At 66.1% G+C, this 26,153-nt stretch carries 27 protein-coding genes; 19 read left to right on the top strand and 8 right to left on the bottom strand.

Annotation, left to right across the window (positions count from 1 at the left end):
* Entirely contained in the window at window positions 1-1,107 is a 1,107-nt protein-coding gene (gene hemE, locus EIP75_RS00880) for a uroporphyrinogen decarboxylase (protein ID WP_125241325.1), read from the bottom strand.
* 80 nt (window positions 1,108-1,187) lie between these two features.
* On the opposite strand from hemE, the gene EIP75_RS00885 reads away from it, so the two are divergent.
* Complete coding sequence (locus EIP75_RS00885) at window positions 1,188-2,582, top strand: condensation domain-containing protein (RefSeq protein ID WP_125241326.1); 1,395 nt, start codon at window positions 1,188-1,190, stop codon at window positions 2,580-2,582.
* 52 nt (window positions 2,583-2,634) lie between these two features.
* Here the strand turns inward: EIP75_RS00885 and EIP75_RS00890 are convergent, their stop codons facing one another.
* The 6 genes from EIP75_RS00890 to EIP75_RS00915 form a co-directional block, all read right to left on the bottom strand.
* On the bottom strand, window positions 2,635-3,759 hold the full coding sequence (locus EIP75_RS00890; protein ID WP_125241327.1) for an ABC transporter permease: 1,125 nt from the start codon (window positions 3,757-3,759) through the stop codon (window positions 2,635-2,637).
* A 13-nt stretch (window positions 3,760-3,772) separates the two neighbouring features.
* Complete coding sequence (locus EIP75_RS00895; RefSeq protein ID WP_233584612.1) at window positions 3,773-4,708, bottom strand: ABC transporter ATP-binding protein; 936 nt, start codon at window positions 4,706-4,708, stop codon at window positions 3,773-3,775.
* Between the two features lie 31 nt (window positions 4,709-4,739).
* Window positions 4,740-5,759 (bottom strand): HlyD family secretion protein, encoded by a 1,020-nt coding sequence (locus tag EIP75_RS00900; RefSeq protein WP_125241328.1) that lies wholly within the window; start codon window positions 5,757-5,759, stop codon window positions 4,740-4,742.
* Window positions 5,760-5,822: 63 nt separating this feature from the next.
* Window positions 5,823-6,920, bottom strand: coding sequence for a GNAT family N-acetyltransferase (locus EIP75_RS00905; protein ID WP_125241329.1), 1,098 nt, complete (start codon window positions 6,918-6,920; stop codon window positions 5,823-5,825).
* Between the two features lie 69 nt (window positions 6,921-6,989).
* On the bottom strand, window positions 6,990-8,630 hold the full coding sequence (locus EIP75_RS00910; protein WP_125241330.1) for a GH3 family acyl-acid amido synthetase: 1,641 nt from the start codon (window positions 8,628-8,630) through the stop codon (window positions 6,990-6,992).
* 2 nt (window positions 8,631-8,632) lie between these two features.
* On the bottom strand, window positions 8,633-9,520 hold the full coding sequence (locus EIP75_RS00915; protein WP_199758456.1) for a hypothetical protein: 888 nt from the start codon (window positions 9,518-9,520) through the stop codon (window positions 8,633-8,635).
* A 598-nt stretch (window positions 9,521-10,118) separates the two neighbouring features.
* Here EIP75_RS00915 and EIP75_RS00920 point away from each other — a divergent pair.
* The 10 genes from EIP75_RS00920 to ilvA all read left to right on the top strand — a co-directional run bounded on the left by EIP75_RS00920 (window position 10,119) and on the right by ilvA (window position 19,230).
* Window positions 10,119-10,532 (top strand): ATP synthase subunit I, encoded by a 414-nt coding sequence (locus tag EIP75_RS00920; RefSeq protein ID WP_233584613.1) that lies wholly within the window; start codon window positions 10,119-10,121, stop codon window positions 10,530-10,532.
* Window positions 10,533-10,544: 12 nt separating this feature from the next.
* Window positions 10,545-11,453: a F0F1 ATP synthase subunit A gene (gene atpB, locus EIP75_RS00925; RefSeq protein ID WP_125241332.1), complete on the top strand. Its 909-nt coding sequence runs from the start codon at window positions 10,545-10,547 to the stop codon at window positions 11,451-11,453.
* A 61-nt stretch (window positions 11,454-11,514) separates the two neighbouring features.
* Window positions 11,515-11,772, top strand: coding sequence for a F0F1 ATP synthase subunit C (atpE, locus tag EIP75_RS00930; RefSeq protein ID WP_125241333.1), 258 nt, complete (start codon window positions 11,515-11,517; stop codon window positions 11,770-11,772).
* Between the two features lie 49 nt (window positions 11,773-11,821).
* Window positions 11,822-12,292, top strand: coding sequence for a F0F1 ATP synthase subunit B (locus EIP75_RS00935; protein WP_125241334.1), 471 nt, complete (start codon window positions 11,822-11,824; stop codon window positions 12,290-12,292).
* A 2-nt stretch (window positions 12,293-12,294) separates the two neighbouring features.
* Entirely contained in the window at window positions 12,295-12,828 is a 534-nt protein-coding gene (locus EIP75_RS00940; RefSeq protein WP_125241335.1) for a F0F1 ATP synthase subunit delta, read from the top strand.
* 154 nt (window positions 12,829-12,982) lie between these two features.
* Window positions 12,983-14,536, top strand: coding sequence for a F0F1 ATP synthase subunit alpha (gene atpA / locus EIP75_RS00945; RefSeq protein WP_125241336.1), 1,554 nt, complete (start codon window positions 12,983-12,985; stop codon window positions 14,534-14,536).
* A gap of 10 nt (window positions 14,537-14,546) precedes the next feature.
* Window positions 14,547-15,413: a F0F1 ATP synthase subunit gamma gene (gene atpG / locus EIP75_RS00950; protein ID WP_125241337.1), complete on the top strand. Its 867-nt coding sequence runs from the start codon at window positions 14,547-14,549 to the stop codon at window positions 15,411-15,413.
* Between the two features lie 30 nt (window positions 15,414-15,443).
* Window positions 15,444-16,859, top strand: coding sequence for a F0F1 ATP synthase subunit beta (gene atpD / locus EIP75_RS00955; RefSeq protein ID WP_125241338.1), 1,416 nt, complete (start codon window positions 15,444-15,446; stop codon window positions 16,857-16,859).
* Window positions 16,860-17,001: 142 nt separating this feature from the next.
* A complete protein-coding gene (locus EIP75_RS00960) occupies window positions 17,002-17,418 on the top strand; it encodes a F0F1 ATP synthase subunit epsilon (protein WP_125241339.1) in 417 nt (138 codons plus the stop codon).
* A gap of 159 nt (window positions 17,419-17,577) precedes the next feature.
* Window positions 17,578-19,230, top strand: coding sequence for a threonine ammonia-lyase, biosynthetic (ilvA, locus tag EIP75_RS00965; RefSeq protein WP_125241340.1), 1,653 nt, complete (start codon window positions 17,578-17,580; stop codon window positions 19,228-19,230).
* A 42-nt stretch (window positions 19,231-19,272) separates the two neighbouring features.
* Here the strand turns inward: ilvA and EIP75_RS00970 are convergent, their stop codons facing one another.
* On the bottom strand, window positions 19,273-20,049 hold the full coding sequence (locus tag EIP75_RS00970; RefSeq protein WP_125241341.1) for a hypothetical protein: 777 nt from the start codon (window positions 20,047-20,049) through the stop codon (window positions 19,273-19,275).
* Between the two features lie 187 nt (window positions 20,050-20,236).
* Between EIP75_RS00970 and gspG the strand changes: the two genes are divergently transcribed.
* The 8 genes from gspG (at window position 20,237) to gspN (ending at window position 26,150) form a co-directional block, all read left to right on the top strand.
* Entirely contained in the window at window positions 20,237-20,692 is a 456-nt protein-coding gene (gene gspG / locus EIP75_RS00975; RefSeq protein WP_125241342.1) for a type II secretion system major pseudopilin GspG, read from the top strand.
* Window positions 20,667-21,158, top strand: a complete 492-nt coding sequence (locus tag EIP75_RS00980; protein ID WP_125241343.1) for a pilus assembly FimT family protein — start codon at window positions 20,667-20,669, stop codon at window positions 21,156-21,158. Before gspG ends, EIP75_RS00980 begins: the two co-directional genes overlap by 26 nt.
* On the top strand, window positions 21,148-21,528 hold the full coding sequence (gene gspI / locus EIP75_RS00985) for a type II secretion system minor pseudopilin GspI (protein ID WP_125241344.1): 381 nt from the start codon (window positions 21,148-21,150) through the stop codon (window positions 21,526-21,528). The genes EIP75_RS00980 and gspI overlap by 11 nt, the downstream gene beginning before the upstream one ends.
* The gene (locus tag EIP75_RS00990; RefSeq protein WP_125241345.1) at window positions 21,528-22,229 is read left to right on the top strand and encodes a PulJ/GspJ family protein; all 702 of its coding nucleotides are present in this window, start codon (window positions 21,528-21,530) and stop codon (window positions 22,227-22,229) included. Before gspI ends, EIP75_RS00990 begins: the two co-directional genes overlap by 1 nt.
* An 8-nt stretch (window positions 22,230-22,237) precedes the next feature.
* Complete coding sequence (gene gspK, locus EIP75_RS00995; RefSeq protein WP_125241346.1) at window positions 22,238-23,284, top strand: type II secretion system minor pseudopilin GspK; 1,047 nt, start codon at window positions 22,238-22,240, stop codon at window positions 23,282-23,284.
* A gap of 112 nt (window positions 23,285-23,396) precedes the next feature.
* Window positions 23,397-24,662, top strand: coding sequence for a type II secretion system protein GspL (gspL, locus tag EIP75_RS01000; protein WP_125241347.1), 1,266 nt, complete (start codon window positions 23,397-23,399; stop codon window positions 24,660-24,662).
* Window positions 24,663-24,674: 12 nt separating this feature from the next.
* Window positions 24,675-25,202, top strand: a complete 528-nt coding sequence (locus EIP75_RS01005; protein WP_125241348.1) for a type II secretion system protein M — start codon at window positions 24,675-24,677, stop codon at window positions 25,200-25,202.
* A 12-nt stretch (window positions 25,203-25,214) separates the two neighbouring features.
* Window positions 25,215-26,150 (top strand): type II secretion system protein N, encoded by a 936-nt coding sequence (gene gspN / locus EIP75_RS01010; RefSeq protein WP_233584614.1) that lies wholly within the window; start codon window positions 25,215-25,217, stop codon window positions 26,148-26,150.
* The last annotated feature ends 3 nt before the right edge of the window (window positions 26,151-26,153 follow it).

Genomic DNA, 26,153 nt, shown 5'->3' on the forward strand with positions numbered 1-26,153 from the left:
TCAGCCGCGCAGCGTGCGCGAATGCGCGTGCACCGTGTCCACCAGCGTGCTCACATGCTCAGGGGGCGTGAACTGGCTGATGCCGTGGCCCAGGTTGAAGATGTGCCCGCCGGTCGCGCCCGGTGCGCCGAAGCTGTCCAGCGTGCGGATCACCTCGGCCCGGATCTGCTCGGGCTGGGCGAACAGCACATTGGGATCCAGGTTGCCCTGCAAGGCGACGCGGTCCTGCACGCGCTGACGGGCCTGGCCCAGGTTCACAGTCCAGTCCAGGCCGACCACATCGCAGCCGGTGTCGGCGATCTGCTCCAGCCACAGGCCGCCGCCCTTGGTGAACACGATGTGCGGGATGCGCACGCCGTCATGCTCCTTCTTGAGCTGGCTGAGCACGCGCTGCGTGTAGGCCAGGCTGAAGGCCTGGAAGTTGCCGTCGGCCAGCACGCCGCCCCACGAGTCGAAGATCATCACGGCCTGCGCGCCCGCCGCGATCTGCGTGTTCAGGTACAGGGCCACGGCATCGGCGTTGACCTGCAGGATGCGGTGCATCAGGTCGGGGCGCTGGTACATCATGGTTTTGACCAGGCGGTAATCATCCGAGCCGCTGCCCTCGACCATGTAGCAGGCCAGCGTCCAGGGACTGCCCGAGAACCCGATCAGCGGCACACGGCCGGCGCCATCGGCGTTGGTCAGGGCGCCGCGGATGGTGCTCACGGCATCGAACACGTAGCGCAGCTTGTCCATGTCGGGCACGGCCAGCGCGGCCACGGCCGCCTCGTCGCGCACGGGGCTGGCGAAGCGCGGGCCCTCGCCCTGCGCGAAGCTCAGGCCCAGGCCCATGGCGTCGGGAACGGTCAGGATGTCGCTGAACAGGATGGCGGCGTCCAGGTCGTAGCGCGCCAGCGGCTGCAGCGTCACCTCGCAGGCGTGGTCGCGGTTGGTGGCCAGGCCCATGAAGCTGCCGGCCTTGGCCCGAGTGTCTCGGTACTCGGGCAGGTAGCGGCCGGCCTGGCGCATCAGCCACACGGGCGTGCAGTCGGTGGGCAGGCGCAGGCAGGCCCGCAGGAAACGGTCGTTGGCCAGACGGGGCAGGGCGGTGGTGGGCGAGGTCATCCGGGCATTGTAGGCACGCGATCGAGGGGTGGCGCAAATCAGGAGGCGGCGCCCACGCAGGGTCTGGCACCATCGGGTGCATGGCTGTCGCACCTACACCTTCATCCCTGGCCGCACCCACGCTGGCCCTGAACCACACCGAGCATGCCTACATCGCCGTCGAAGGGCTGGCGGGCTCGATGGTGATCACCTACATGCTGCAGTTCAACGAGGCCATCGAGCCGGCCCGGCTGCGTGCCGTGCTGCGGGAACTGGTCAGCGCATGGCCGCGCTTTCGCGGGGTGGTCGAGGCGGGCCTGCACTCGCACCGCATGCGCATCCTGCCGGACAACGAGACCACCGACCAGCTGTTCGACGTGGCCTGGCGCGAAGACGCGCACGTCGATGCGGGCGATCCGGCCGCGCTGGAGCGCCTGCACCACCAGATCCTCAACGAAGTGGTGCCGCTGGAGCACGGCCTGCTGTGCCGCTTCCGCTTCGTGCCGCATGCCACCTCACCCGCGCTGTTCCTGTCGGTACACCACATCCTGTTCGATGGACGCTCGGCCCTGCAGTTCCTGACCGACCTGCTGGCGCGTCTCAACGGTGGGCCGCGCATTCCCGCGCAGCCGCTGGAAGCGGCCTCGCACCTGGGGGCGCTGGCGCCGGCGTCCGTGCTGCAATGGCCCGTCAAGCTGTGGCGCTCTTTCCAGCACCGCGCCCGCGAGGGCAAGCTGCTCAAGAGCCTGCACATCCAGCAGGCCGCGCCGCAAGGCCATCCCTACCTGAGCATCCACATGCTGCGCCACCACACGGTGCCGGTGGACACCCAGGATCTGCGCCGCGTGGCGCGCATCCTGGACCTCAGCGTCAACAGCCTGGTCACGCTGGCGCTGTGCGAGACCTACCTGTCCTACGCGCCCAATGACGCGCTGGCCGGCGCAGTGGTGCGCCAGTCGGTCGACCTGCGGCGCTATTACCCGCAGCAAGCCGGCCACAAGCCCAGGCTGTTGTGGGGCAACCATGTGGGCGCCTTCCTGGTCACCGAGGTGGGGCGCAAATCGCTGCGCGAGCGGGCGGCCTCCATCAAGGCGCAGATCGACGAGGGCATGGACCGTTTCGAGCGCCGCGAGATGCTGTGGGGGCAGTTACCCGGCATGGCCATGCCGGTGCTGGGCCGCACGCTGCTGTCGCACATCGTGCATGGCATGCAGCGCAAGGGGCGCATGCCGCGCATCAGCTGCCACGCCACCAGCCTGGGCAACGTGTCCAAGCTCAATGCGCCGGATGCCAAACTGCGCATGGTCAAGCTGGTGGCGGCAGTGCCCAGCGTGTCCATGCTGCACGTGGTGACCGAGCTCGATGGCCAGTTGCTGTTGCCCGTGGTCTGGCAGCGCTGCGATGCCACGGTCGAGCAGGTCGACGAGTACCTGAGCCGGGTGGATGACACCCTGGCGCGCATCATTGACGAAGGCAAGGCCCTGGTGGGCGGCTGAAGCCGCAGAAGACCGAGGCAGCCTGGCCGTGCTCGGCCGGGCTGCCCACCCATCAATTGAGCGTCTTGCGGTAGCTCTTGATCGAGGTCACCAGGAACACCAGGAAGGCCACCCCGATGGGCCACAGGTTGGGCCACATGTCGGCGATGCCGAATTCCTTGAGGAACACGCCCCGCGCCCCGCGGATGAAGTAGGTCATCGGCAGGGTGGACGATATCCACTGCGCCCAGGCCGGCATGCCGCTGTACGGGAACATGAAACCCGACAGCATGATGGTCGGCATCATGTAGTAGAACGACAGCTGCATGGCCTGGATCTGTGATTGCGCCGCGGTCGAGATCAAGATGCCCACCATCAGCGTGGTCACGCCGTAGACGAACAGCAGCGAGGCCAGGGCCCAGGCGCTGCCCGTCAGCGGCATCTTGAACAGCCAGAAGGCGATGGCCAGGATGCTGAGCACCTGCACGATCCCCATGAAGAAGTAGGGGATCATCTTGCCGACGATCACCTCCGATGGCGCCGTGGGCGTCACCATCATGAACTCCATCGAGCCGCGCTCCTTCTCGCGCGTGATCGACATGGCCGTCATCATGATCAGCGACATGTTCAGGATCATGCCCACCACCCCGGGGATGATGTAGAAGGTGTGTTCGCTGGACGGGTTGAAGCGCCGCTGCACGCGCACATCCACGTTGGGGCCGATGCTGGGCTGGTGCAGCTGGTCCTTGCGCAGGATGTGGGCGGCCACCTGCCGCGCCACCTCGCCGGTGGACGATATGGCGCCATTCAGCGAGACCGGGTCGGTCGCATCGGCCTCCACCAGCAACTGCGCTGTCTTGCCAGCCATCAGGTTGCGCGTGAAATCGGGTGGGATCTCGATCACCACGGAGGTCTTGGCCTTGCGCAGGTATTCGCTGGCCTGCTCGGCCGACATCTCGCGCGGGTCCACCTTCAGGTAGACGCTCTGGATCAGGGCAGCACGGTACAGGCGCGAGAACTCGCTCTTGTCGTGGTCCACCATGATGGTGTCGATGTGTCGCGGATCGGGGTTGATGGCGTAGCCGAACACGATCACGTAGCTGATGGTGGCGACCATCAGGGACATGAAGGTGAGCCGGTCGCGCACCATGTGCAGCCACTCTTTCTGGGCGATGGCGTAGATGCGATGGGGAGACATGACTGCTTTGCGCTCAGAAAGAGGTGTTGGTGCCCTGCTGCTGCAGGGTCAGGTGGAAGAAGACGTCTTCCAGGCCCACGTCGATCTCGTGCACCGCGCCGGCCGAATCGCCCAGGGTCTGCAGCCAGCTGGCCACATCCTCCTTGGAGCGGGCCACCAGGCGCACGCTGTTGCCCTGGCGCGAAAGGCGCACCACGCGTGGGTCGCGGCTGATGGCCACCAGGTCCACGGGGCCCTTCAGGCCCACCTGCATGGCCACCAGGTGGCTCTTGGCGATCACCTCTTCAGGCTTGTCGTCGACCAGCAGCCGGCCATAGAGCATGTAGGCCAGGCGATGCGAGCGCATGGCCTCGTCCATGTAGTGGGTGCTGACCAGGGTAGACACGCCGCTGGCCGAGATCTCCTGCAGGATGTCCCAGAAGGCCTCGCGGGCCTTCGGGTCCACGCCGGCAGTGGGTTCGTCCAGCAGCAGCAGCTTGGGGCGGTGCGACATGGCGCAGGCCAGTGCCAGGCGCTGCTTCCAGCCGCCCGACAGTGTGCCCACCAGTTGCTTGTCGCGGCCCAGGTCGTCGAAGGCGAACTGCTTGACCAGTTCGTTCAGGCGGCCCGGGATGTCCTTCACGCCGTACAGGCGGCAGACGAACTCCAGGTTCTCGCGCACCGTCAGGTCTGGGTAGAGGCTGAAGTGCTGCGTCATGTAGCCCAGCAGCGGCTTGATCTTGTCCGACTGCGTGGCGATGTCGTAGCCCATGCAGGTGCCACCGCCCGAGGTGAGCGGCACCAGGCCGCACATCATCCGGATGGCCGTGGTCTTGCCGCTGCCGTTGGGGCCCAGGAAGGCATAGAGCTGCCCTGGCTCGATCGTCATGTCGAGCTGATCGACGACCGTGTGCGTGCCAAAGGTCTTGGTGAGGTTCTTGACCTCGATGAGGGTGGTCGCTGAAGACACGTCGGGCCTTTCGCTTTCGTCGTGTCTGCGGTCAGCCTTGTGTCTGGGCCAGGACCACGCCCACCGGGGTGCCGGGGGGCACGGAGCACTTGCTGGCACCTTCGATGCGGCCTTCGGTCAGGAAGCTCAGGCGGTCACGCAGCTCGGGGCCGAACATCAGCGGGTTGGTGTACTCGGGGCGGGCGCTCACGCGGGTGGTGCGGGCCGTCAGGGTTTCGTCGCAGCCCGACACCTTCACCTGGAACTGCGAGCCGGGCAAAAAGCGCGGGCGCAGGTCGTTGGGCACGAAGAAGCGCACGCGCAGGCTGTCCTTCTGCAGGATGGACAGCACCGAGGCACCGGTCTGCGCGAACTCGCCCTGGCGCACGAAGATCTCCTGCACCACGCCATCGACGGGGGCCGTGACCTGCTTTTGCTGCAGCAGCCATTCCACCTGCGCCACCCCGGCCACGGCGGCCGACGCCTGGGCCGCGGCCGCGCGCTTCTCGTCGTCGCGGCCGCCTTCCTTGGCCTGGCGCAGCGCGGCGCGGGCTTCTTCGACCTGGGCCTGGGCCAGTGCCACATTGGTGCGGTCTGCGTCCACCTGCGCCTCGGCGATGAAGCCCTTCTTGACCAGGGTCTCGCTCTTCTTCAGGTTGGTCTGCATCTGGGCCAGTTGGGCCTTGGCGTAGCGCAGCTTGGCGCGCACCTGCTCCAGCTCGTCCTTGCGGGCGCCCTTGCTCAGGTTCTGTTGCTGCGATTCGGCCTGCAGTTTGCGCGCCTGGGCCTCCGCCAGTTGCGCCTGCTCGCGGTTGGATTCCAGCGTGTAGAGCTTCTCGCCGCTCTTGACGACCTGGCCTTCCTTCACGCCCATCTGGAACAGCGTGCCGGCCACCGGCGTGGCCACCGCGGTGATGTCGGCCTCGATGTAGCCAGGCAACTGGGATCGGGCATCACCTTCCAGACAGCCGCTCAGGCCGGCGGCTGCCAGCAGCAGGCTGGCACACAGCGCAGGCCGGGCCAGGGCGGGGCGGATCGGGGCGGACGAGGGGTTGAACGACAGGCGTTTCATGGGAACTTCACTCAACAAAGGTCATGGAGGCAGGCTTGGCGATGGCCTGCCATGGTCACGAGATCACAGGCGCCCCAGTTCGACGAACAAGGGACGGTTGTCGATGCCGGGGCGGGGGTCCTCACCGTAGCTCAGCCAGAAGTGGCTGGAGAACAGCTTCTGGCGCTTGTAGCCGCGCGGCACCTCGACCAGCGGGTCGCCGTGCGTGATGCCGCAGGCCAGCGCATCGTACTTCTGGCCCTGGTGGGCCATGATCCAGTCGATCAGCGCACGGAACACATCCTTGTCGTCGTTCGCGACCAGCGTGGTGTGCAGGGTCAGGTAGTTCAGCACCCCGCCCACCGGCGGCAGGCGAAAGCCCCCGGCGATCGAGGCGTAGAGGTTGTACAGCGGGCGGATCAGGCCGATGGGCGGTTTGAAGCCCATCACGCGGGTCTGCTTGTAGGCCTTCTGGTTCCAGCTGCCCAGGATGCCGATGATCTGGCCGGCCTTGAACGCGAGGGCGTAGTCGCCGATCGAGATGCCCGCGTAGTACGGGTCGTTGGCCAGCACCTTCGCGAACTCGTAGCAGGGGTAGCCGTTGCGGCGCGGGGCCTCGCGGTCAAAGAAGGCCTGCATGGCGGGGACGTCGGCGGCCGTGGCCGCGCGGATCTCCACGCCGGCCGGGATGCGCGGCTTGATCTTGCGCGTGAAGATGAAGCTCGTCTCGATCGTGTGGCTGACCCAGTAGTCGAACAGCACGCCATCGGCCGCGTTCTTGGCGGCCTCGAGCGGGGCCACGTTGTCCTTGATCACGATGCCCTGCAGCAGATCGGTGGTGCTGCGGTATTCCTTCTGGGCCACGAACATCTGCGAGGCGATGCCGCGGCGGCGGTAGTACGGGTCCACGCGCGTGTCGCCCGAGTAGTACACGCGGCGGCGCTGGCCACTGATGTACAGGTCGCGGCCGGAGATCACCGTCAGGCCGGCCAGCACCTCGGGGCGCTCGGAGTCGTCGGCCACGGCCAGCACGAACTCGTCGCCGATCACCTTGGCGCCGATGAAGAAATCCGGCTGGCGCTGAAAGCACATTTCGGCCGGCCCCGGCATCGTGATCTTGCTGATCAGATCATGGATCTTGGGATTGTCGGCGGGCGTGCCGAGACGCACGGTGATGGTCATGGAGTCCTCGTCGAATGCGTTGGGTGGTGCGGCGTGGTGGGTACTGCTGAGGCCGGAACGTCGGTGACGTCAGGCGGCCACGGCCGGTTCGTCCAGGGCCTGCCTCAGCACATCGGGGATCTGCCCCTTCCAGTGCCGCAGCGGCTCGATCTTGATGTTGCCCTCGACCATGCCACGCAGGCGGCATTGGTCAAGGTACAAATCCCGCATGTGCGGCAAAGCCACGCAGGCCGCGGGTTGCAGCTGGCCCAGTTCGCGCGCCAGCTTGTAGTGGAAGTTGTTCAGCAGGGCCTGCTCCAGCTGGCGGCCCAGCGAGCTTTCCAGCGCGCCGCGGTCGGTGCCCTCGGCGCATTCCACCAGCAGCACGTAGCCGGGCGACAGGCGGGTGCTCTGGTCCAGGGCCAGCAGGGTCACGGGCAGGCTGCCCTGCAGCGACATGCCGTCCTGGATCTGCTGGGCCAATGTGGCGCTGGTCTTCTCGCCCACCAGGTCGACGCCGTCGTTGCGGCCCAGGAAGGTCAGGCAGGGCACTTGGCCCAGGAAGCCGTCCACGCGTACCACATCGCTCATTTTGTAGCGGGCAAAGCCGGAGCCGGTGGTCAGGATGGGGATCACCTCCATGCCTTCACGCACCTGCCACGGCGCCAGCACCTGGCCGGTGGCCGTGTCCTCGAACTCGTAGAAGTGGCTGAGGTAGGCCAGCGGGAAGCGACCCTGGAAAGGGAAGGTCACCACGCCCTCGGTGGCCCACAGGCCCTTGCCCTGGAAATTGGCATGCGGCAGCAGGGCGCGCAACTTGTCGGCCCAGGGGGCGGCCGCAGCCGTGTCCCATGAGCTGACCACGGCCAGGCCGGGCCACAGCTTGGCGAAGAAGGCGGGATCGAGCTGGCCGTCCCAGGCGCGCAGCAGTTGCGCGGCGCGGGCTGAGCGCGGGCAGGCCACGCCGGGCATGCGGGCCGCGCGTGCGCCCCAGTCGCCGGTGTCCATCACCTGTGCCAACTCTTCGCGCCAGTGCGAGAGCTGCTCCAGGGCGCCCAGCGCGAACGTGGGGCTCCACACCGAGATGAAGCCCAGTGTCTCGTCGGCCACCAGGTAGGCCACGGTGGCGAACAGCGAGTCGTCCGAGGTTTCGGCCAGGGCCACGTCCTGCGGCACCGACTGCGTCAGATAAGCCAGCAGCCGCTTGCCCCACGACAGCATCTTCATGTCGTCGTTGATGTCGCCGGCGGTCTGGCCGCGCATGTCGGTGGGGATCCACGACAGCGACCAGTAGTGCGTGCCGCGCCCCTGCTTTGGGAACTGGCGATACAGGTCACCCACCCAGGCGCTGATGACCTCGTCGAGCTCTTCCAGGAACAGCTTGCTGTACGGGATCCATTTGACAGCGGAGGTGGAGCCGCTGGTGGGCTGGTAGCGCATCACCGGTGAATCGACCATCTCGCGTCCGCGCGACGCACGCTGGCGCTCCAGGGCCTCTGCGTAGTCGCCGTAGGTGGTCAGCGGCATGTGCTGGGCGAACTGCTCCCAGGTCCAGTCCGCGCGCACGCCGCGGCGCTGCCCCTCGGGCGATGCGGCCACGGCGGCCAGCCAACGCGACAGCCGGCCGCGCTGGATGGCCTCCAGCTCGCCGAGGTGCCGTTCGAAACGCCGGCACCCGGGGGTGACCAGCAGCTTGAGGAGTTGGTGGCCGAATGAGGTTCCTGCGCCCATGCTCAGGAAGCCTTGCCGCTCTCCAGTCCGTCCTGGACATCGGTGTCCAGCCAGGCTGTCGACGCGGTGGCGCGCTGCTCGTTGTCCATCTTGCGTGCCACAGCCAGACCTTCAGGCTTGTGGGTGCCGAGGATGTGCTTCTTCACCCACTTCCAGGGCACGTCCACGATGGAGCGGAACAGGCTTTCGTAATCGCACGCTGCCAGGCAGGGCACTTCGGTGCCGCGGCGCCAGCCGGGGTTCACCTTCTCGAAGAAGGCGATGTGCGGGTTGCTGGCCTTGAGCTCGTTGGTGATGTCGGCCACTTCGCCCTTCAGGCGCACGTAGTCTTCACCGAAGTCGAGCACCATGTTCTTGCGATCGAACGCATCGGGGAACAGCTGCTGGCAATAGGCCTCGGTGATGGCGCGGTAGTGGTCGTCGCGGCCGGCGCGGTTGCCATCGACCTTCGGGTAGTAGTTGTAGAAGTTGTTGGTCATCAAGAGGTAGGTCTTGTACCCCTTGGAGATCAGGAACCAGTAGAACGGCACGAAGGGGCGCTTGATGCGCTCGATGATCAGGCGGCGGTAGAAGGTGTTGGCCAGGTCGTTGTTGCCCCAGTACTCCTTCTCGATGATGGTGTCGCCGCTGAAGATGCCCCGCACGCGCTTGTTCTCGATCTTCAGATCGAAGAAGGTCTGTGTCGAGAACCCTACCAGGCGGTCGTCGGCCTTGCGCTCGACCAGGATCACGCCCGACTTCTTGCTGAGGTCGCTCAGGAAGATGTCCAGCGAGGTGTTCTCGTAGTACTGCGAGTACAGCTCGTACATCTGCTTGATGTGCGACACAGTGACCGACGAGATGGGACGGAAGAAGGTCCGGGTCTTTTCCTTGTGCGCGGGACTGGCCATGGTGTTGCTCCGTTGGTGGCCCTCGCGAAGCGCTCCATGCATGCCGCATGGAGAGAAGGCCGGAAACAAAGTGTTTCAGTGAACGATTGTTCGAGAGCATGCCAGTCGGACCCTTCTGAACAGGATGGGGCTTGCCCGGGGGCTCCCCCCAATCGAGGGATGACGCGTTAGATTTGTCGCGTCACGCCGGCGGTTCTGGTGGTGTCTCTTGCGCTCCTCCTTGAGGTGCGTCCTCCCTCTGTGATGCACCGTTTTCTGTCGTGCGCACGCGACTGGTGCGCTGCGATTAATCATCCATTCACGGGGGCATCAGCACTTGCCCGCGATGCGCGATGTGCAGGGGGCTTGGTTTGCGTGGGGGTAAGCACGTATAATCTTTGGGTTTTGCCGACATCAGGTCGGGTTCATTGTGCGCTGCCAGTGCGGGCTTGCCTTTAACGGGGTGTGCCGGCGCGGTGGCCAACGTGGTTGCTAGTGTTCTTTCATGGAAAAGCCCATGCCATCCTCCCCTGCGGTGGCGCCAGGGGCTCCAGCGAAAGCACCTGCAACTGCAGGGTGGCAGGATTCATTCTGGCCGCAGCAAGAGCCTGATCCCCCGGTGCAACCGCTCACGCGAGAAGAGGCGCAGGCCCTGATCGCGAAAAGCCCCTCCCTCTCGCCTTGGCGGGTGATCGCGCTGCAAGCGCTGATCGGGGTGGTCGTGGCGGTGATCTGGGGAGGCCTTTCTCGCAACCTGCCATCGCTCATCTCTGCACTTTATGGTGCAGCGGTGGTGGTGGTGCCCGGCGCGCTCATGGTGCGTGGGGTGTTCGGACGCGGGGCAAGGCGCAGTTTGGGTGGGCTCCTGTTCTGGGAGGTCGTCAAGCTGGCACTGGTGGTGGCCCTGCTCGCGTTGGCGCCCAAGTGGGTGCCCTCGCTGGATTGGGTTGCGCTGCTGGTCACCCTGGTGTTGTGCCTGAAGGTCAATGGGCTGGTCCTGCTGTGGCAGGGCTCCAAGAAATCTAGAGTCTGACGAGAGTTGCTGATGTCTGCTGATGCACACGATACCGCGGCCGGAGCCGTGGCCCACCACGCGCCAACGGCCGGTGAATACATCAATCACCACCTGCGCCACTGGCAGAACCACGCGGAGCCGCAGGCCATCGCGGACTTCTCGTACATCAACTACGACTCGATCTTCTGGTCGGTGTCGCTGGGCCTGCTGGCCGTGTTCCTGCTGTGGCGCGCCGCCAGTCGGGCAACATCGGGTGTGCCGGGGCGTTTCCAGGCCGCGGTCGAGCTGATCGTCGAGATGGTCGATTCGCAAGCCAAGGGCATCATCCACAATGCCACGTCCCGCAAGGCTGTGGCCCCGGTGGCCTTGACGGTGTTCGTGTGGATTTTCTTCATGAACGCGATGGATCTGCTGCCGCTGGACCTGCTGCCCAGCCTGTGGGCCAAGGCCTATGAGGCGCAGGGGCATGATCCCCACCACGCCTATATGCGTGTCGTGGCCTCGGCCGACCTGTCCATCACCCTGGGCATGTCCGTCAGCGTGCTGCTGATCTGCCTGTACTACAACGTCAAGATCAAGGGCCTGTTCGGCTGGCTCAAGGAGCTGTTCACGGCTCCGTTCCATGCGCACGGCCCTGTCGGCATCATCCTGCTGGCGCCGGCCAACTTTGGTCTGAACCTGATCGAGTTCGGCGCCAAGACCATCTCCCACGGCATGCGGCTGTGGGGCAACATGTACGCCGGCGAGCTGGTGTTCATGCTGATCGCGCTGATGGGCGCCGTGGGGTTCGCCTCGCTGGGTGGCATCGGCCTGTGGATCGGCCATGTGATCGCAGGCACTGCCTGGGCCATCTTCCACATCCTGATCATCACCTTGCAGGCCTTCATCTTCATGATGCTGACCCTGGTGTACATCGGTCAGGCCCACGAAGGTCACTGATCCTCTCTCTCCCGTTTCCTCTCTTTCCTTACCAACCTCACTTTTTTCTTTAGGAGCAATCATGGAACTCGTGTTGGGCAATGTCGCGCTGGCTTGTGGTCTGATCATCGGTCTGGGCGCCCTGGGTGCTTGTATCGGTATCTCCCTGATGGGTGGCAAGTACTTCGAAGCGACCGCTCGTCAGCCTGAGCTGATGAACGAACTGCAGACCAAGATGTTCCTGCTGGCCGGTCTGATCGACGCCGCCTTCCTGATCGGTGTCGGTATCGCCATGCTGTTCGCGTTCGCCAACCCGTTCATCGCGAACCTGCCGAAGTAATCGGTCTTTCTCGACTGAGTTTTTCAATTAACCGAGAAAGGTCCGAGCCGTGAATCTGAACGCAACGCTGATTGCGCAGATCGTGGTCTTCATGATCCTGTGGTGGTTCACGATGAAGTTCGTGTGGCCCCCGATCACGAAGGCTCTCGACGAGCGCGCCACCAAGATCGCGGACGGTCTGGCTGCCGCTGACAAGGCGAAGTCCGAACTGGCCTCCGCCAACCAGCGCGTGCAGCAGGAACTCGCTCAGTCCCGCGAAGACATCGCCAAGCGCATTGCCGACGCTGAAAAGCGCGGCAACACGCTGGTCGAGGATGCCAAAAGCCGCGCAGCGGCCGAGGCCGCCAAGATCGTCGCCGACGCCAAGGCCGAAGCCGACCAGCTGGTCGTGCGTGCCCGTGAGGCCCTGCGCGAGCAGGTCGCCACGCTGGCGGTCAAGGGCGCCGAGCAGATTCTGCAGCGCGAAGTCTCGCCCCAGGTCCACGCCGACCTGCTGAGCCGCCTCAAAACGGAGCTGTGATCATGGCCGAGCTTGCCACCATCGCCCGCCCTTACGCCGACGCCTTGTTCAAGGCCGCGTCCGATGCCGACCAGGCTGCCTGGCTCGGTCAGGTCGAGGCCCTGGCCACGGTGGCCCGCGACCCGCAGCTGCGGTCCCTGGCGGACAACCCCGTCGTCACCAAGGAGCAAGTCTTCGAAGTGATGTCGGGTGCCGCCAAGGTGGCGCTGGCGCCGGCCGTGGCCAACTTCTTGCGTACCGTTCTTGACAACGGTCGTCTGGCGGCCCTGCCGCTGATGGCCGAGCAGTTCCAATCCCTCGTGCATGCCCGTCAGGGTGTGTCCGAAGCCACTGTCTACAGTGCCTTCCCTGTCGATGCCGCCCAACTGGCCGACATCCAGGGTGCCCTGGAGAAGCGCTTCGGCCGCAAGCTGCAGCCCACGGTCCAGCTGGACCCGACGCTGATCGGTGGCGTGCGCGTGGTGGTGGGCGACGAGGTGCTCGACACCTCCGTCAAGGCCCGCCTGGAGCGCATGAAGACGGCCCTCCTGGCCTGACCCCGGAGAGCTGCCTGTCCAAGACTGGTGCACACATGGTCGCCCACCCCCCACTGGCTGGCCTTCAGGGCTGTCAAGTGAACCCTGAAATCCAGCCGGTCGTTGTCAACGAGGTCTGCCCTGTGCAGCCCTTGACCAGACTGGGAGCAAAGCAATGCAACTGAATCCCGCAGAAATTTCCGAACTGATCAAGAGCCGCATCGAAGGTCTCGGCGCGGCTGCCGACATCCGCAACCAAGGCACGGTCATCTCCGTGACCGACGGTATCGTCCGCGTGCACGGCCTGTCCGATGCCATGCAGGGCGAAATGCTGGAGTTCCCCGCTGATGCCAGCGGCGTGCCCACCTACGGCCTGGCCCTGAACCTCGAGCGCGACTCCGTTGGCGCCGTGATCCTGGGCGGCTACGAGCACATCTCCGAAGGCGACGTGGTCAAGACCACCGGCCGCATCCTGGAAGTGCCCGTGGGCCCCGAGCTGGTTGGCCGCGTGGTCAACGCCCTGGGCCAGCCCATCGATGGCAAGGGCCCGATCAACGCCAAGCTGTCTTCTCCCATCGAGAAGATCGCTCCCGGCGTGATCGCCCGTGAGTCGGTGTCGCAACCCCTGCAGACCGGCCTGAAGTCGATCGACTCGATGGTGCCCGTCGGCCGTGGCCAGCGTGAGCTGATCATCGGCGACCGCCAGACCGGCAAGACCGCCGTCGCCATCGACGCGATCATCAACCAGAAGGGCCAGGGCGTGACGTGCATCTACGTCGCCATCGGCCAGAAGGCTTCGTCGATCAAGAACGTGGTGCGCGCGCTGGAACAAGCCGGCGCGATGGCCTACACCATCGTCGTGGCCGCGTCGGCCTCTGACTCTGCTGCCATGCAGTTCGTGTCGGCCTACTCCGGCTGCGCGATGGGCGAGTACTTCCGCGACCGCGGCGAAGACGCGCTGATCGTCTATGACGACCTGTCCAAGCAGGCCGTGGCCTACCGCCAAGTGTCGCTGCTGCTGCGCCGTCCTCCCGGCCGCGAAGCCTTCCCTGGTGACGTGTTCTACATCCACTCGCGTCTGCTGGAGCGTGCAGCCCGCGTGAACGCCGACTACGTCGAAGCCTTCACCAAGGGTGAAGTCAAGGGCAAGACGGGTTCGCTGACGGCACTGCCCATCATCGAAACGCAAGCCGGTGACGTGTCCGCCTTCGTTCCGACCAACGTGATCTCGATCACCGACGGCCAGATCTTCCTGGAAACCAGCCTGTTCAACGCCGGTATCCGTCCCGCCATCAACGCCGGTATCTCGGTGTCGCGCGTGGGTGGCGCTGCCCAGACCAAGCTGATCAAAGGCCTGTCCGGCGGTATCCGTACCGACCTGGCGCAGTACCGTGAACTGGCCGCGTTCGCGCAGTTCGCCTCCGACCTGGACGAAGCCACCCGCAAGCAGCTGGACCGTGGTGCCCGCGTGACCGAACTGCTCAAGCAGGCTCAGTACTCGCCGCTGCCGATCTCGCTGATGGGCGCGACGCTGTACGCCGTGAACAAGGGCTTCATGGACGATGTGGACGTGAAGAAGGTCCTGGCCTTCGAATCCGGTCTGCACCAGTTCCTCAAGACCAGCCACGCCGATCTGCTGAGCAAGCTGGAAGCCTCCAAGGCTCTGGACAAGGCAGCCGAAGGCGAACTTGAAGCAGCCATCGCTGCCTTCAAGAAGACCTTCGCCTAAGGAGCACGCCATGGCGGCAGGCAAGGAAATACGCGGCAAGATCAAGAGCGTCGAGAACACCAAGAAGATCACCAAGGCCATGGAAATGGTCGCGGCTTCTAAGATGCGCAAGGCGCAGGATCGCATGCGCGCGGCCCGGCCTTACGCTGAAAAGGTGCGCAACATCGCAGCCAACCTGTCCAAGGCAAACCCCGAGTACGTCCACCCCTTCATGGTCGCCAACGTTGGCGCCAAGAAGGTGGGCTTCATCGTGGTGAGCACGGACAAGGGCCTGTGCGGTGGCCTCAACACCAACGTGCTGCGTGCCGTGACCAACAAGCTACGCGAGCTTGAAGGCGAAGGCATCAAGTCGGAAGTGGTCGCGATCGGCAACAAGGCGTTCGGCTTTTTCAACCGCATCGGTGCCAAGGTGGTCTCGCATGTCACGGGCATGGGCGACACGCCCCACCTCGACAAGCTGATCGGGCCGACCAAGGTGGTGCTGGACGCTTACGCGGCCGGCGAGCTGAGCGCGGTCTACCTGTGCTTCACCCGCTTCATCAACACGATGAAGCAGGAGCCGATGGTCGAGCAGCTGCTGCCGCTGAAGGCCGGCGATCTGCAGGCCGACGAGAACCACCAGTGGGACTACATCTACGAGCCTGATGCGCAGGCCGTGATCGATGACCTGTTGGTGCGCTACGTCGAGGCGTTGGTCTACCAGGCCGTGGCCGAGAACATGGCGTCCGAGCAGTCGGCACGCATGGTGGCCATGAAGGCCGCGACCGACAACGCAGGCTCCGTGATCGGTGAGCTCAAGCTGGTCTACAACAAGACCCGCCAGGCCGCGATCACCAAGGAATTGTCCGAGATCGTCGCCGGTGCGGCTGCGGTCTGACCCCAGATTTAATCATTGAAGGAACGAAAAATGGCTGACACACAAGCTCAAGCTGTGGGCAAGATCGTTCAGTGCATCGGCGCCGTGGTGGACGTGGAGTTCCCGCGCAACCAGATGCCCAAGGTGTACGACGCTCTGAAGATGGACGGCTCGGCCCTGACCCTGGAAGTGCAGCAGCAGCTGGGTGACGGCATTGTCCGCACCATCGCGCTGGGCTCTTCCGACGGCCTGCGCCGCGGCAACCAGGTGTACAACACCAACGCCCAGATCACCGTGCCCGTGGGCCCGGCCACCCTGGGTCGCATCATGGACGTGCTGGGCGCGCCCATCGACGAACGTGGTCCCGTGGATTCGGCTCAAACCGCCCCCATCCACCGCAAGGCCCCTGCGTACGACGAGCTGTCGCCTTCGCAAGAGCTGCTGGAAACCGGCATCAAGGTGATCGACCTGGTCTGCCCGTTCGCCAAGGGCGGCAAGGTGGGTCTGTTCGGTGGCGCCGGCGTGGGCAAGACCGTGAACATGATGGAACTCATCAACAACATCGCCAAGGCCCACAGCGGTCTGTCGGTGTTCGCTGGTGTGGGCGAGCGTACCCGTGAGGGCAACGACTTCTATCACGAGATGGCCGATTCCGGCGTCGTGAACCTGGAGAACCTGGGCGAGTCCAAGGTCGCCATGGTCTACGGCCAGATGAACGAACCCCCGGGCAACCGTCTGCGCGTGGCCCTGACCGGCCTGACCATCGCCGAGTCGTTCCGCGACGAAGGCAAGGACGTGCTGTTCTTCGTGGACAACATCTACCGCTACACCCTGGCCGGCACCGAAGTGTCCGCACTGCTGGGCCGCATGCCTTCCGCCGTGGGCTACCAGCCCACCCTGGCCGAAGAAATGGGCCGCCTGCAAGAGCGCATCACCTCGACCAAGATCGGTTCGATCACCTCGATCCAGGCCGTGTACGTCCCTGCGGATGACTTGACCGACCCGTCGCCTGCCACGACCTTCGCCCACTTGGACTCCACCGTGGTGCTGTCGCGTGACATCGCCTCGCTGGGCATCTACCCCGCCGTGGACCCGCTGGACTCGACCTCGCGTCAGCTGGACCCGAACGTGGTCGGTGAAGAGCACTACTCCGTGGCCCGCGCCGTGCAGGGCACGCTGCAGCGCTACAAGGAACTGCGCGACATCATCGCCATTCTGGGCATGGACGAACTGGCCCCTGAAGACAAGCTGCTGGTGGCCCGCGCTCGCAAGATCCAGCGCTTCCTGTCGCAGCCTTTCCACGTGGCCGAAGTGTTCACCGGCTCGCCCGGCAAGTACGTGCCCCTGAAGGAAACCATCCGTGGCTTCAAGATGATCGTGAACGGCGAATGCGACAGCCTGCCTGAGCAAGCGTTCTACATGGTCGGAACCATCGACGAAGCCTTCGAAAAAGCCAAAACAATGTGATTGGCGGCGCCCTGCGCGCCCTGACCGCGTTGCCGTGCTCGCCATAGCTTCCGCTATGTCTGCGCGCGGCGCCTTGTCAGGACACGCATGGCTTGCCACTCACACCGTTTTGCACGCTAAATTGGTTTTTTAGGAAGCGCATATGTCCACCATTCACGTTGATGTTGTTTCGGCTGAGGAGTCTCTCTTCTCGGGCGAGGCCACCCTGGTGTCCGTGCCGGGTGAAGTGGGCGAGCTCGGCATCCTGCCGCGCCACGCGCCGCTGATCACGCGCATCAAGCCGGGTGCCGTGCGCATCCAGCGCGCCGACAACAAGCAGGAAGAGTTCGTCTTCGTTGCTGGCGGCATCGTGGAAGTGCAGCCGCACTGCGTCACCGTCCTGGCCGACACCGCCATCCGCGGCAAGGACCTGGACGAGGCCAAGGCGCTGGAAGCCCAGCGCGTGGCCCAGGAAGCCGTTCAGAACGCCAAGGGCGAGCTGGACCTGGCCAAAGCCCAGAGCGAGCTGACCATCATGGCCGCGCAGATTGCCGCGATCCGGCGCCTGCGCAGGAAGTGATCGTCGCACTCACCGCTGTTGTCCGCCGGCCTTGAGCGCCGCCGGACACACGCCCCGCAGGCCCGCAGCACTCGTTGCCGCGGGCCTTTGTCGTTTTCAGGATCTGCTTGATCGAAGGCGGTTGTGATCCTCCCGCCTGCCCCTTGCCCGGAGCCCGCCATGCCCTCCCAAGCCGCCCCCGCCGTCGTCCGCAAGAAGGCCGCTGCTGTGTCCAGCCAGGCCAAGCCCGCCAAGAAGGCGACCAAGCCTGCCATCAAGACGATCGCCAAGCCCGTCAAGGCGAAGCCGCTGGTTCTGGCCGACTACCTGCAGAAGATCCTTACTACGCGCGTGTACGACGTGGCCATCGAGAGCGAGCTGGTGCGGGCCAACAACCTGTCGCGCCGGCTGGGCCATGAGGTCTACATCAAGCGCGAGGACACCCAGCCGGTGTTCAGCTTCAAGCTGCGCGGCGCTTACAACAAGATGGCCCAGCTCAGTGCCAAGGCGCTGGCCAAGGGCGTGATCTGCGCCTCGGCCGGCAACCACGCGCAGGGCGTGGCGCTGGGCGCGCGCCGCCTGGGCTGCAAGGCCACCATCGTGATGCCGGTGACCACGCCGCAGGTGAAGGTCGATGCCGTGGCCGCCTTCGGTGGCGACAACGTGCAGATCGTGCTGCACGGCGAGAGCTATTCCGATGCTGCGCTGCATGCGCGCGTGCTGGAGCAGAAAAAGGGCATGACCTTCGTGCACCCCTTCGACGATCCGGACGTGATCGCGGGGCAGGGCACGGTGGCCATGGAGATCCTGCGCCAGCACTCCGGCCCGATCGATGCGGTCTTCGTGGCCATCGGAGGCGGTGGGCTGATCAGCGGCGTGGCGGCCTACATCAAGGCCGTGCGCCCGGAGATCAAGGTGATCGGCGTGCAGACCGATGATTCAGATGCCATGGCCCGCTCGGCCAAGGCCGGCAAGCGCGTGACGCTGGCCGATGTCGGCCTGTTCGCAGATGGCACGGCCGTCAAGCTGGTGGGCGAGGAGACGCTGCGTCTGGTGCGCAAGTACGTCGATGACTTCGTGATCGTCAACACCGATGCGGTGTGCGCGGCCATCAAGGACATCTACCAGGACACGCGTTCCATCGTCGAACCCTCGGGTGCGATGGGCGTGGCCGCGATGAAGCAGTACGCCGCCCGTCATGGCGGCCAGGGCAAGACCTACATCGCCATCAACTGCGGCGCCAACATGAACTTCGACCGGCTGCGCTTCGTGGCCGAGCGTGCCGAGGTGGGTGAGGAGCGCGAGGCCCTGTTCGCCGTCACGATCCCGGAAGAGCGCGGCTCGTTCCGCCGGTTCTGCGAAATGATCGGCCCGCGCAGCGTGACCGAGTTCAACTACCGCATCTCTGACGAGCGCCAGGCCCATGTGTTCGTGGGGCTGAGCACGCAGCGCAAGGGCGAGTCCACCCAGATCGCCAAGAGCTTCGATGCGCAGGGCTTCGCCACGGTCGATCTGACCCACGACGAGGTGGCCAAGACACACGTGCGCCACATGGTGGGCGGCCGCTCGGCCCTGGCAGAAGGCGAGCGCCTGTTCAGCTTTGAGTTTCCGGAGCGGCCGGGCGCCCTGATGCGCTTCCTGTCCAGCATGCCGCCCGACTGGAACATCAGCCTGTTCCACTACCGCAACCAGGGCGCCGACTATGGCCGCATCCTGGTCGGCCTGCAGGTGCCTGCCAGGGATGCCAAACGTGTGCCGAAGGTGCTGGATGGCCTGGGCTACCGGTATACGGACGAGAGCCGCAACCCGGTGTACCGCCTGTTCCTGCGCTGAGGTCTGGCTACGGCGGTCAGCGTTGCTGGCCGTTTGCAGATCTCAAAGGGTGTTGTCGGCTGGCGACGAGGCCTGCTGTGCGGCACCGCGGCGCATCATCCAGCGCTGCCGAGCCGAGCTGGTGGCGTGAGTCGATGGGGCGGCTGCGGCCAGCCGGGAGGGCACCTGTTGGGGAGTGTCTCCGGGCATGATGGCGGCACCTGGTCCTCCGGCGGGAGCTGGCTCTGCCCCTTCTACGGGGGTGTCTGCCATGCCCCCCCCCGGGCGCGACGGCATGGGCACCGGGCGAGACGGGTTGTAGCCTCCTGCACGCCCTTCAGGCGGCATGCCGGCTGGCGCACCGCCCACGCCGTTCGCGCTGGGCAGCATGCCCGTGGCGGCGGCAGGCAGCAGCGGCAGGTTCAGGTTGACCGCAGCGGCGCCGCCGGCCGGGCCGATCTGCACGCCTTGCTGGGTCACGGATTGCAAAACAAGATCACCGTCGATCGCGTGCCCCGTCTTGTAGGCGCGTGCCGGCTTGCCATCGACCACCAGCAGAGCGATCCCGCCATCGCCCTGTCGGCGCGGCGCCACGACCCCCACCAGTTGCAGGCGGGACGCCAGCATGGCCTGCTGGGAGGGCGCGCTGGGCTCGTCCGCCGCGGTGGCGGGGGGCGACAGCAGGCGTGTGACATCCGCGCGCGGCACGGCCCCCGACAGGGCGACCGAGCTGGTGCCTGGGGGCACGGCGGCAGGGCGTGCCATCCAGCGCAGGCCCCAGAAGGCCAGGCTGGCGGCGACGGCTGCCCACACGAGCAGAGCGAGGATGCGAGATACCATGGTGCGGCACATTATCATGGCTGCCGGGGAACTTCGGCCTGAGAGATGTCCCGAACACCGCGGGTAGATCCTGCAGTGTCGGCCTGTCAAAGTGCGGCATGCTGGCCCCCCTTGTACGCCAAGCCCACGCGATGCCTGACGGCACACCGTTTTTGTCATGAATGACGTGTTTTCCGAGCGTTCCTGTATGAACAAGCCTTCTCGTCTCACCGCCCGGGCCCTCAAGCGGGTCGCACGTGGTTTCACCCTGATCGAGCTGATGGTCGTGCTGGTCATCATTGGCCTGCTGGCCGCGCTGATCGTGCCCAACGTGCTCGACCGCGCCGATGATGCCCGCCTCACGGCGGCCCGCACGGACGTGTCCAACCTGATGCAGGCGCTCAAGCTGTACAAGCTGGACAACCAGCGTTTCCCGACGGCTGAGCAGGGCTTGCAGGCCCTGTCCGTCAAGCCCAGCGCCGGCCCGATCCCGGCCAACTGGAAGCCCTACCTGGAAAAACTGCCCAAGGATCCCTGGGGCAATGATTACCAGTACGTCAACCCAGGTGTGAAGAATGCTGCCAGCGTGGACGTGTTCAGCTTTGGCGCCGACGGCCAGAGCGGTGGCGAAGGCAAGGATGCCGACATCGGCTCCTGGCAATAAGCACCGCGGCTTTACGCTGCTGGAGCTCATGGTCGTGGTGGCGATCATCGCCATCACCGCGGCGGTGGTCTCCTTCGCGATTCCCGATCCGTCCACTTCCAGGCTGGAGCGTGAGGCCGCCCGCTTGGTGGCCTTGCTGGAGTCGGCGCGCGCACAGGCCCGATCCGGTGGCATGACCGTGCTGTGGATCCCTCGCGGGAACGAATCCGGTGCGGACTATCAGTTCCTGGGGCTGCCTCCGGCCCTGGTGCCTGGGCTGCAATGGATGGAGCGTGATGTGCGTGCAGAGGTGGTGGGCTCCAGCAGCATCGTGCTGGGACCTGAGCCTGTCATTGGGGCGCAAAGCGTGATCCTGCGCCTGGGGGAGCGGCAACTGGTGGTCAGCACCGATGGCCTGTCGCCCTTCGCGCCGGTTTTGGGCGAAGATGCCCAGCCGGGCATACCAGGGGCAGCCAATGCGCGCTGAAGTCCATGCCAGACCGCGCGGCATGACCCTGATCGAGGTGCTGGTGGCCCTGTCCGTGGTGGCCATCACGCTGGCCGCCGGCTTCAAGGCGGCGGGCGGGCTCACGGTGAATGCGCAGCGCCTGGCCGATCTGACCGTGGCGCAGTGGTGTGCCGAGAACCAGCTCACCAACCTGCGCCTGGCCCGCGTCTACCCGGATCCAGGCGAGGGCGAGTTCCAATGCCAGCAGCTGGGGCGCCAGCTCAAAGGCCTGCAGCGCGTCAAGACCACACCCAACCCCAATTTCCGCCGGGTGGATACGCAGGTGCTGGACGAACAAGGGCAGTCCGTGGTGAGCATCTCCACCGTGGTGTCGAGGTATCCAGATTGATGGCAACCAAGCCTGAGCCTTTCGCCACCGGCTCCCGGGTGCCCCGGCGTTTGCGCATGACCGAGGCTGGCTTCACGCTCATTGAGGTGATGGTGTCGCTGCTCATCCTCTCCGTGATGGCATTGATGGCCTGGCAGGGCGTGGATGGCATCAGCAAGGCCCGTGAGGTGGCCGATGGGAGCGTGCAGCGCACGCTGCGCTTGCAGTCGGTGATGACTCAGTGGCGGGTCGACCTGGGGTCCGTGCTGGACACACAGACTGTGGAGCCGCTCCTGTTCGATGGTGCGGCGCTGCGCCTGACGCGGCGTGCCCCTGGTGGCGGCATGCAGGTGGTGGTGTGGGCGCTGCGCAGCGGACATTGGGTGCGCTGGGCTGGCCCGCCGGTGACCACGGTGGGTGATCTGCAGGAGCAATGGACCAGGTCGATGTCCTTCCAGGGCGGCGAAGCCGGCTCCCTGGAGGCGCTGCCCAGCATCGACCAGTGGCAGGTGTACTTCAGCCGAGGAGGCGTGTGGACCAACGCGCAGTCCAGTGCAGGGTCTTCCCAGCGCCCTGGTCAGACGCTGGGGCAGGCGCTCAGCAATAACCGATCGAGCTTGCCGCGTGGGATTCGCTGTGTGTTGACCATGGGCCCCGACAGCGGCTTTGAGGGGTCCATCATCCGTGATGTGGCGCTGGCCTACCAGCCCAACCAGAACTGAGCGGTCACATGGCGCGTCATTCACAGCTTGTTCAATCGGCCGCCGGCCCCCGCCGCCAGCGAGGGGCGGCGTTGTTGGCCGCCATGGTGATCGTCACCATCGTCGTCACCATCGCCTCGTCCATGGTCTGGCAGCAGTGGCGGGCCGTACAGGTAGAGTCGTCCGAACGCGCGGTGTCGCAATCGCAGTGGATCCTGCGCGGCGCGCTGGACTGGGGGCGCCTGATTCTGCGCACGGACGACCGGGCCCAGGATCACCTGGGCGAACCCTGGGCGGTGCCGTTGGCCGAGGCCCGCATTTCCAGTTTCCTGGCGGCCGACCAGAACAACAACGCCGCCACGGAGGACGGGCCGGAAGCCTTCCTGTCCGGCCAGATCTACGATGTCGCTGCCCGCTTCAACCTGTGGGGACTGATCGACGCCCAGGGGGATATCGATCAGAGCCAGCTGGAGGTGCTGCAGCGTCTGTGCGAGTACCTGTCCCTGTCGACGAGCGTGGCAGATGTGATGGCGCAGTCTCTGCGGCGCTCTTGGCTCGCGTTGCACAGTGCCGATCCCGTGATGCTCGCCAAGCTGGGAGGCGACGCGGGCCGCGCGCAGGCCCCGGTGATGCCTCAGACGGTGGACCAGATCACCTGGCTGGGGGTGGACGCGGGCGTGGCCGAGCGGTTGAGGCCTTACGTGGCCTTGATCGTGGACGACCAGGGGGGGCCGGTACCCCAATCGCCGATCAACCTCAACACCGCCCCTCGCGAGGTGCTTGCCGCCGTGCTGAATGTGGATGTGAGTCGCGCAGACCGCCTGGTGCAGTACCGCCAGCGCAACCCGTTCAAGGACGTGAACGACATCACCAATGTGCTGGGCAGCACGCCGGCCCTGACCGGCAACGGTGCCGCCGTGGTCTCCAGTTATTTCGAGATCACCGGCCGTCTGCGGCTGGAAGACAGCGTCATGCAGAAGCGGTACCTGGTCAAGCGCAATGGACAGGACATCCGTGTACTGTTTGAAAGCTCGGTGTCCGGCAAGGACATGCAGGCTGCGTCCGGGGCCCCCTGATGTTGCAAAACGGGTATGAATCCTTAAATGGCCGCTGTTTTCGGCCTTCTACAATCGACAGGTTGACTACCCTGTGTGGTCGGACCCTTTCACACGAGCTGTCCCCCAGGGCATGAGCACACTCATCATCCAGCTGCCGGCGCATCGTCGCCTGTCTTCCGACCCCGCGCAGGCGGCGTCGGCGTCCGGCGTGTCCGCAGGGCCTGGCGAGTATGTCTATGTGCTCACGGTCAATGGGCAGACCGTGGCCCGCCAGGGCGTGGCCCCGGCCGGGCAGTTGCCCAAGGCCGACACCGTGGTGGCCGTGACCGCCTTCACCGATGTGAGCTGGCAGCGCCTGGTCCTGCCCCGCGCCCCGTCGGCCCGCCTGCGGCAGGCCCTGGGCAGCCTGCTCGAAGAACAACTGCTGGACGACCCGGAAGACCTGCACCTGGCCGTGGCCCCGCAGGCCAAGGCCGGCGAGCCCACCTGGATCGCTGTGTGCGACCACACTTGGCTGACCGGCCAGCTGATGGCCCTCGAAAAGGCCAAGGTGCGTGTCACCCGCGTGGTGCCTGCCGTGTGGCCTGACGCCCCGGAGACCGCCTACTTCCACGAGGTGCACGACACTCCCGGCAGCAGCCGCGAGGATGGCGCCGAACTCATGGTGACCTGGTCCACGCCCGACGGCGTGGCCACCTGGCCCCTGGGCGGCACCCTGGCGCGGGCCCTGCTGCCCGAGCCGCTGCCCGATGGCGCCCGGTGCTTTGCCACGCCGGCGGCGGCCGCGCCGGCCGAACGCTGGCTGGGCCACGCGGTGCATGCGCAAACCCAGACCGAGCACCTGCTCCAGGCAGCCCGCTCGATGTGGAACCTGCTGCAGTTCGAACTCACGCCCAACACCAAGGGCCTGCAGGTGGTGGCCGACCAGTGGCGCCAGTTCCTGAGCCCGCAGTGGCGCCCGGTGCGGGCGGGCCTGCTGGCCCTGGTGCTGGTGCAGGTGGTCGGCCTGAACCTGTGGGCCTGGCACCAGCAGCGCGAGGTCAAGGCCCGCCGCGATGCCATCACGACCGTGCTCAAGCAGACGCACCCCCAGGTGCAGGTGGTGCTGGACGCCCCCGTGCAGATGCGCCGCGAGACCGACAACCTGCGCGCCCTGGCCGGCCAGCCCGGAGATGCCGACCTGGAGACCCTGATGCAGGCCGTGGCAGGAGCGTGGCAGGGCGATGTGCCCTCGCGAGGCCTGGCCTACGATGGCGCCAGCCTGTCCGTGGCCCTGCCTGAACAATGGGGGCAGCCTCAGGTGATGCAGTTCAGTGAAGCGCTCCAGGCGATCGGCTTTTCGGTCGAGCAGCAGGGCAACGGCCAGGTCACCGTGCGTCGCGCGGGACGGGGCTGATCAAGAGACACCATGGCCGAACAATCCGCAACCGCTTCCTCGCTCAACGACCTGCGCGTCCAGCTCAAGACGCGCTGGGCCGCCATGGCGCCCCGGGAGCGCCGCATGATCACCGTGATGGCCTGGCTTCTGGGCATCACGCTGGTGTTCCTGCTGGGCGTGCGCCCGGCCTGGAAGACACTGCAGCAGACGCCAGTGCAATTGCGCGAAGTCAACACCGTGCTCGAAGACATGCAGCGCCAGGCGGCGGAGGTCAAGACGCTGAGGCAGATGCCTGTGGTGCCGCCGGCCCAGGCCGAGGCTGCGCTGCGCAGCGCCACCGAGCGCCTGGGCGAAGGCGCCAAGATCCGCGTGCTGCCTGATCGCACCGTGGTGACGCTCACCAAGGTGGCGGGGGCCGACCTGGCCCAGTGGCTGGCCGAGGCGCGGGCCAACGCACGTGCGCGGCCCGTGGAGGCCAATTTTGCGCAGATCGAGCCCGGTGTGTATTCCGGCACCGTCAGCGTGGTGCTGCCCGGCGCCGCGCCGACGGGGCGCTGAGGAGCATTGCCGATGTCCTGGCTCCCTTCCTTCAAGCGCGGTGTGGCCGGCTGGAAGCCCAAGAGCTTCGAGGCCACCTCGCGCTGGCTGGAATCCACCCTGGAAACCGTCAAGTGGGAAAAGATGCGCCAGGCGGGCCGCCGCTGGGGCGCCTGGGGGGCGGCGCTGGGTGCTCTGCTGGGCCTGCTGGCTTTCGCGCCGGCTTCCTGGCTGGCCAACACAGTGACCGCCCGTACCAATGGGCGCCTGGTCCTGGCCGAGGCCCAGGGCACGGTGTGGTCGGGTGATGCGGTGGCGGTGCTCACCGGCGGACCGGGCAGCCGCGATGCACGGGCCTTGCCGGGGCGGCTGGGCTGGCACTTGCGCCTGCATGGCCTGGGCCTGCGGCTGGAGCTCACCCAGGACTGCTGCCTGCCAGAGCCTGTGGCGCTGATCGTGCGCCCGCGCTGGGGGCGTGTGCAGGCTGAACTGATCAACGGCCGCCAGGCGCAGGCCCCGGCGGGCGCGCCCGGTGGATACGATGCCGGCGTGAACGCGCAGTGGCCCGCCGGCTGGCTGTCTGGCCTGGGGGCCCCCTGGAACACCCTGGAGCTGACCGGTACCCTGCGCCTGCGCACGCAAGGTCTGCGCATGGAGTGGGCCCAGGGCCAGTTGATGGTGGAGGGCCGTGCCGACTTCGTGTTCCAGGACGTGGCCTCGCGCGTGACCACGCTGGATCGCCTGGGCACCTACCGGCTGTCGCTGGATGGCGGGCAAGGACAGGTCATGCTGGGCCTGGCCACTGAAAGTGGCGCCTTGCAACTCAGTGGTGCGGGCTCGGCCGGGCCGGGCGGTGTGCGCTTCCGGGGCGAGGCCTCGGCCGCAGAGGCCGAGCGCGGCGCCTTGAGCAATTTGTTGAACATCATCGGCCGCCGCGAAGGCGACCGTTCTGTCATTTCGATCGGATAAGTC

This window comes from Aquabacterium soli (assembly GCF_003933735.1).
GTDB lineage: Bacteria > Pseudomonadota > Gammaproteobacteria > Burkholderiales > Burkholderiaceae_C > Aquabacterium > Aquabacterium soli.

Coding starts and splice junctions, on each gene's coding strand:
- hemE (WP_125241325.1), bottom strand. CDS start 1,107: ATGACCTCGCCCACCACCGCCCTGCCCCGTCTGGCCAACGACCGTTTC.
- EIP75_RS00885 (WP_125241326.1), top strand. CDS start 1,188: ATGGCTGTCGCACCTACACCTTCATCCCTGGCCGCACCCACGCTGGCC.
- EIP75_RS00890 (WP_125241327.1), bottom strand. CDS start 3,759: ATGTCTCCCCATCGCATCTACGCCATCGCCCAGAAAGAGTGGCTGCAC.
- EIP75_RS00900 (WP_125241328.1), bottom strand. CDS start 5,759: ATGAAACGCCTGTCGTTCAACCCCTCGTCCGCCCCGATCCGCCCCGCC.
- EIP75_RS00905 (WP_125241329.1), bottom strand. CDS start 6,920: ATGACCATCACCGTGCGTCTCGGCACGCCCGCCGACAATCCCAAGATC.
- EIP75_RS00910 (WP_125241330.1), bottom strand. CDS start 8,630: ATGGGCGCAGGAACCTCATTCGGCCACCAACTCCTCAAGCTGCTGGTC.
- EIP75_RS00915 (WP_199758456.1), bottom strand. CDS start 9,520: ATGGCCAGTCCCGCGCACAAGGAAAAGACCCGGACCTTCTTCCGTCCC.
- atpB (WP_125241332.1), top strand. CDS start 10,545: ATGTCTGCTGATGCACACGATACCGCGGCCGGAGCCGTGGCCCACCAC.
- atpE (WP_125241333.1), top strand. CDS start 11,515: ATGGAACTCGTGTTGGGCAATGTCGCGCTGGCTTGTGGTCTGATCATC.
- EIP75_RS00940 (WP_125241335.1), top strand. CDS start 12,295: ATGGCCGAGCTTGCCACCATCGCCCGCCCTTACGCCGACGCCTTGTTC.
- atpA (WP_125241336.1), top strand. CDS start 12,983: ATGCAACTGAATCCCGCAGAAATTTCCGAACTGATCAAGAGCCGCATC.
- atpG (WP_125241337.1), top strand. CDS start 14,547: ATGGCGGCAGGCAAGGAAATACGCGGCAAGATCAAGAGCGTCGAGAAC.
- atpD (WP_125241338.1), top strand. CDS start 15,444: ATGGCTGACACACAAGCTCAAGCTGTGGGCAAGATCGTTCAGTGCATC.
- EIP75_RS00960 (WP_125241339.1), top strand. CDS start 17,002: ATGTCCACCATTCACGTTGATGTTGTTTCGGCTGAGGAGTCTCTCTTC.
- ilvA (WP_125241340.1), top strand. CDS start 17,578: ATGCCCTCCCAAGCCGCCCCCGCCGTCGTCCGCAAGAAGGCCGCTGCT.
- EIP75_RS00970 (WP_125241341.1), bottom strand. CDS start 20,049: ATGGTATCTCGCATCCTCGCTCTGCTCGTGTGGGCAGCCGTCGCCGCC.
- gspG (WP_125241342.1), top strand. CDS start 20,237: ATGAACAAGCCTTCTCGTCTCACCGCCCGGGCCCTCAAGCGGGTCGCA.
- EIP75_RS00980 (WP_125241343.1), top strand. CDS start 20,667: ATGCCGACATCGGCTCCTGGCAATAAGCACCGCGGCTTTACGCTGCTG.
- gspI (WP_125241344.1), top strand. CDS start 21,148: ATGCGCGCTGAAGTCCATGCCAGACCGCGCGGCATGACCCTGATCGAG.
- EIP75_RS00990 (WP_125241345.1), top strand. CDS start 21,528: ATGGCAACCAAGCCTGAGCCTTTCGCCACCGGCTCCCGGGTGCCCCGG.
- gspK (WP_125241346.1), top strand. CDS start 22,238: ATGGCGCGTCATTCACAGCTTGTTCAATCGGCCGCCGGCCCCCGCCGC.
- gspL (WP_125241347.1), top strand. CDS start 23,397: ATGAGCACACTCATCATCCAGCTGCCGGCGCATCGTCGCCTGTCTTCC.
- EIP75_RS01005 (WP_125241348.1), top strand. CDS start 24,675: ATGGCCGAACAATCCGCAACCGCTTCCTCGCTCAACGACCTGCGCGTC.
- gspN (WP_233584614.1), top strand. CDS start 25,215: ATGTCCTGGCTCCCTTCCTTCAAGCGCGGTGTGGCCGGCTGGAAGCCC.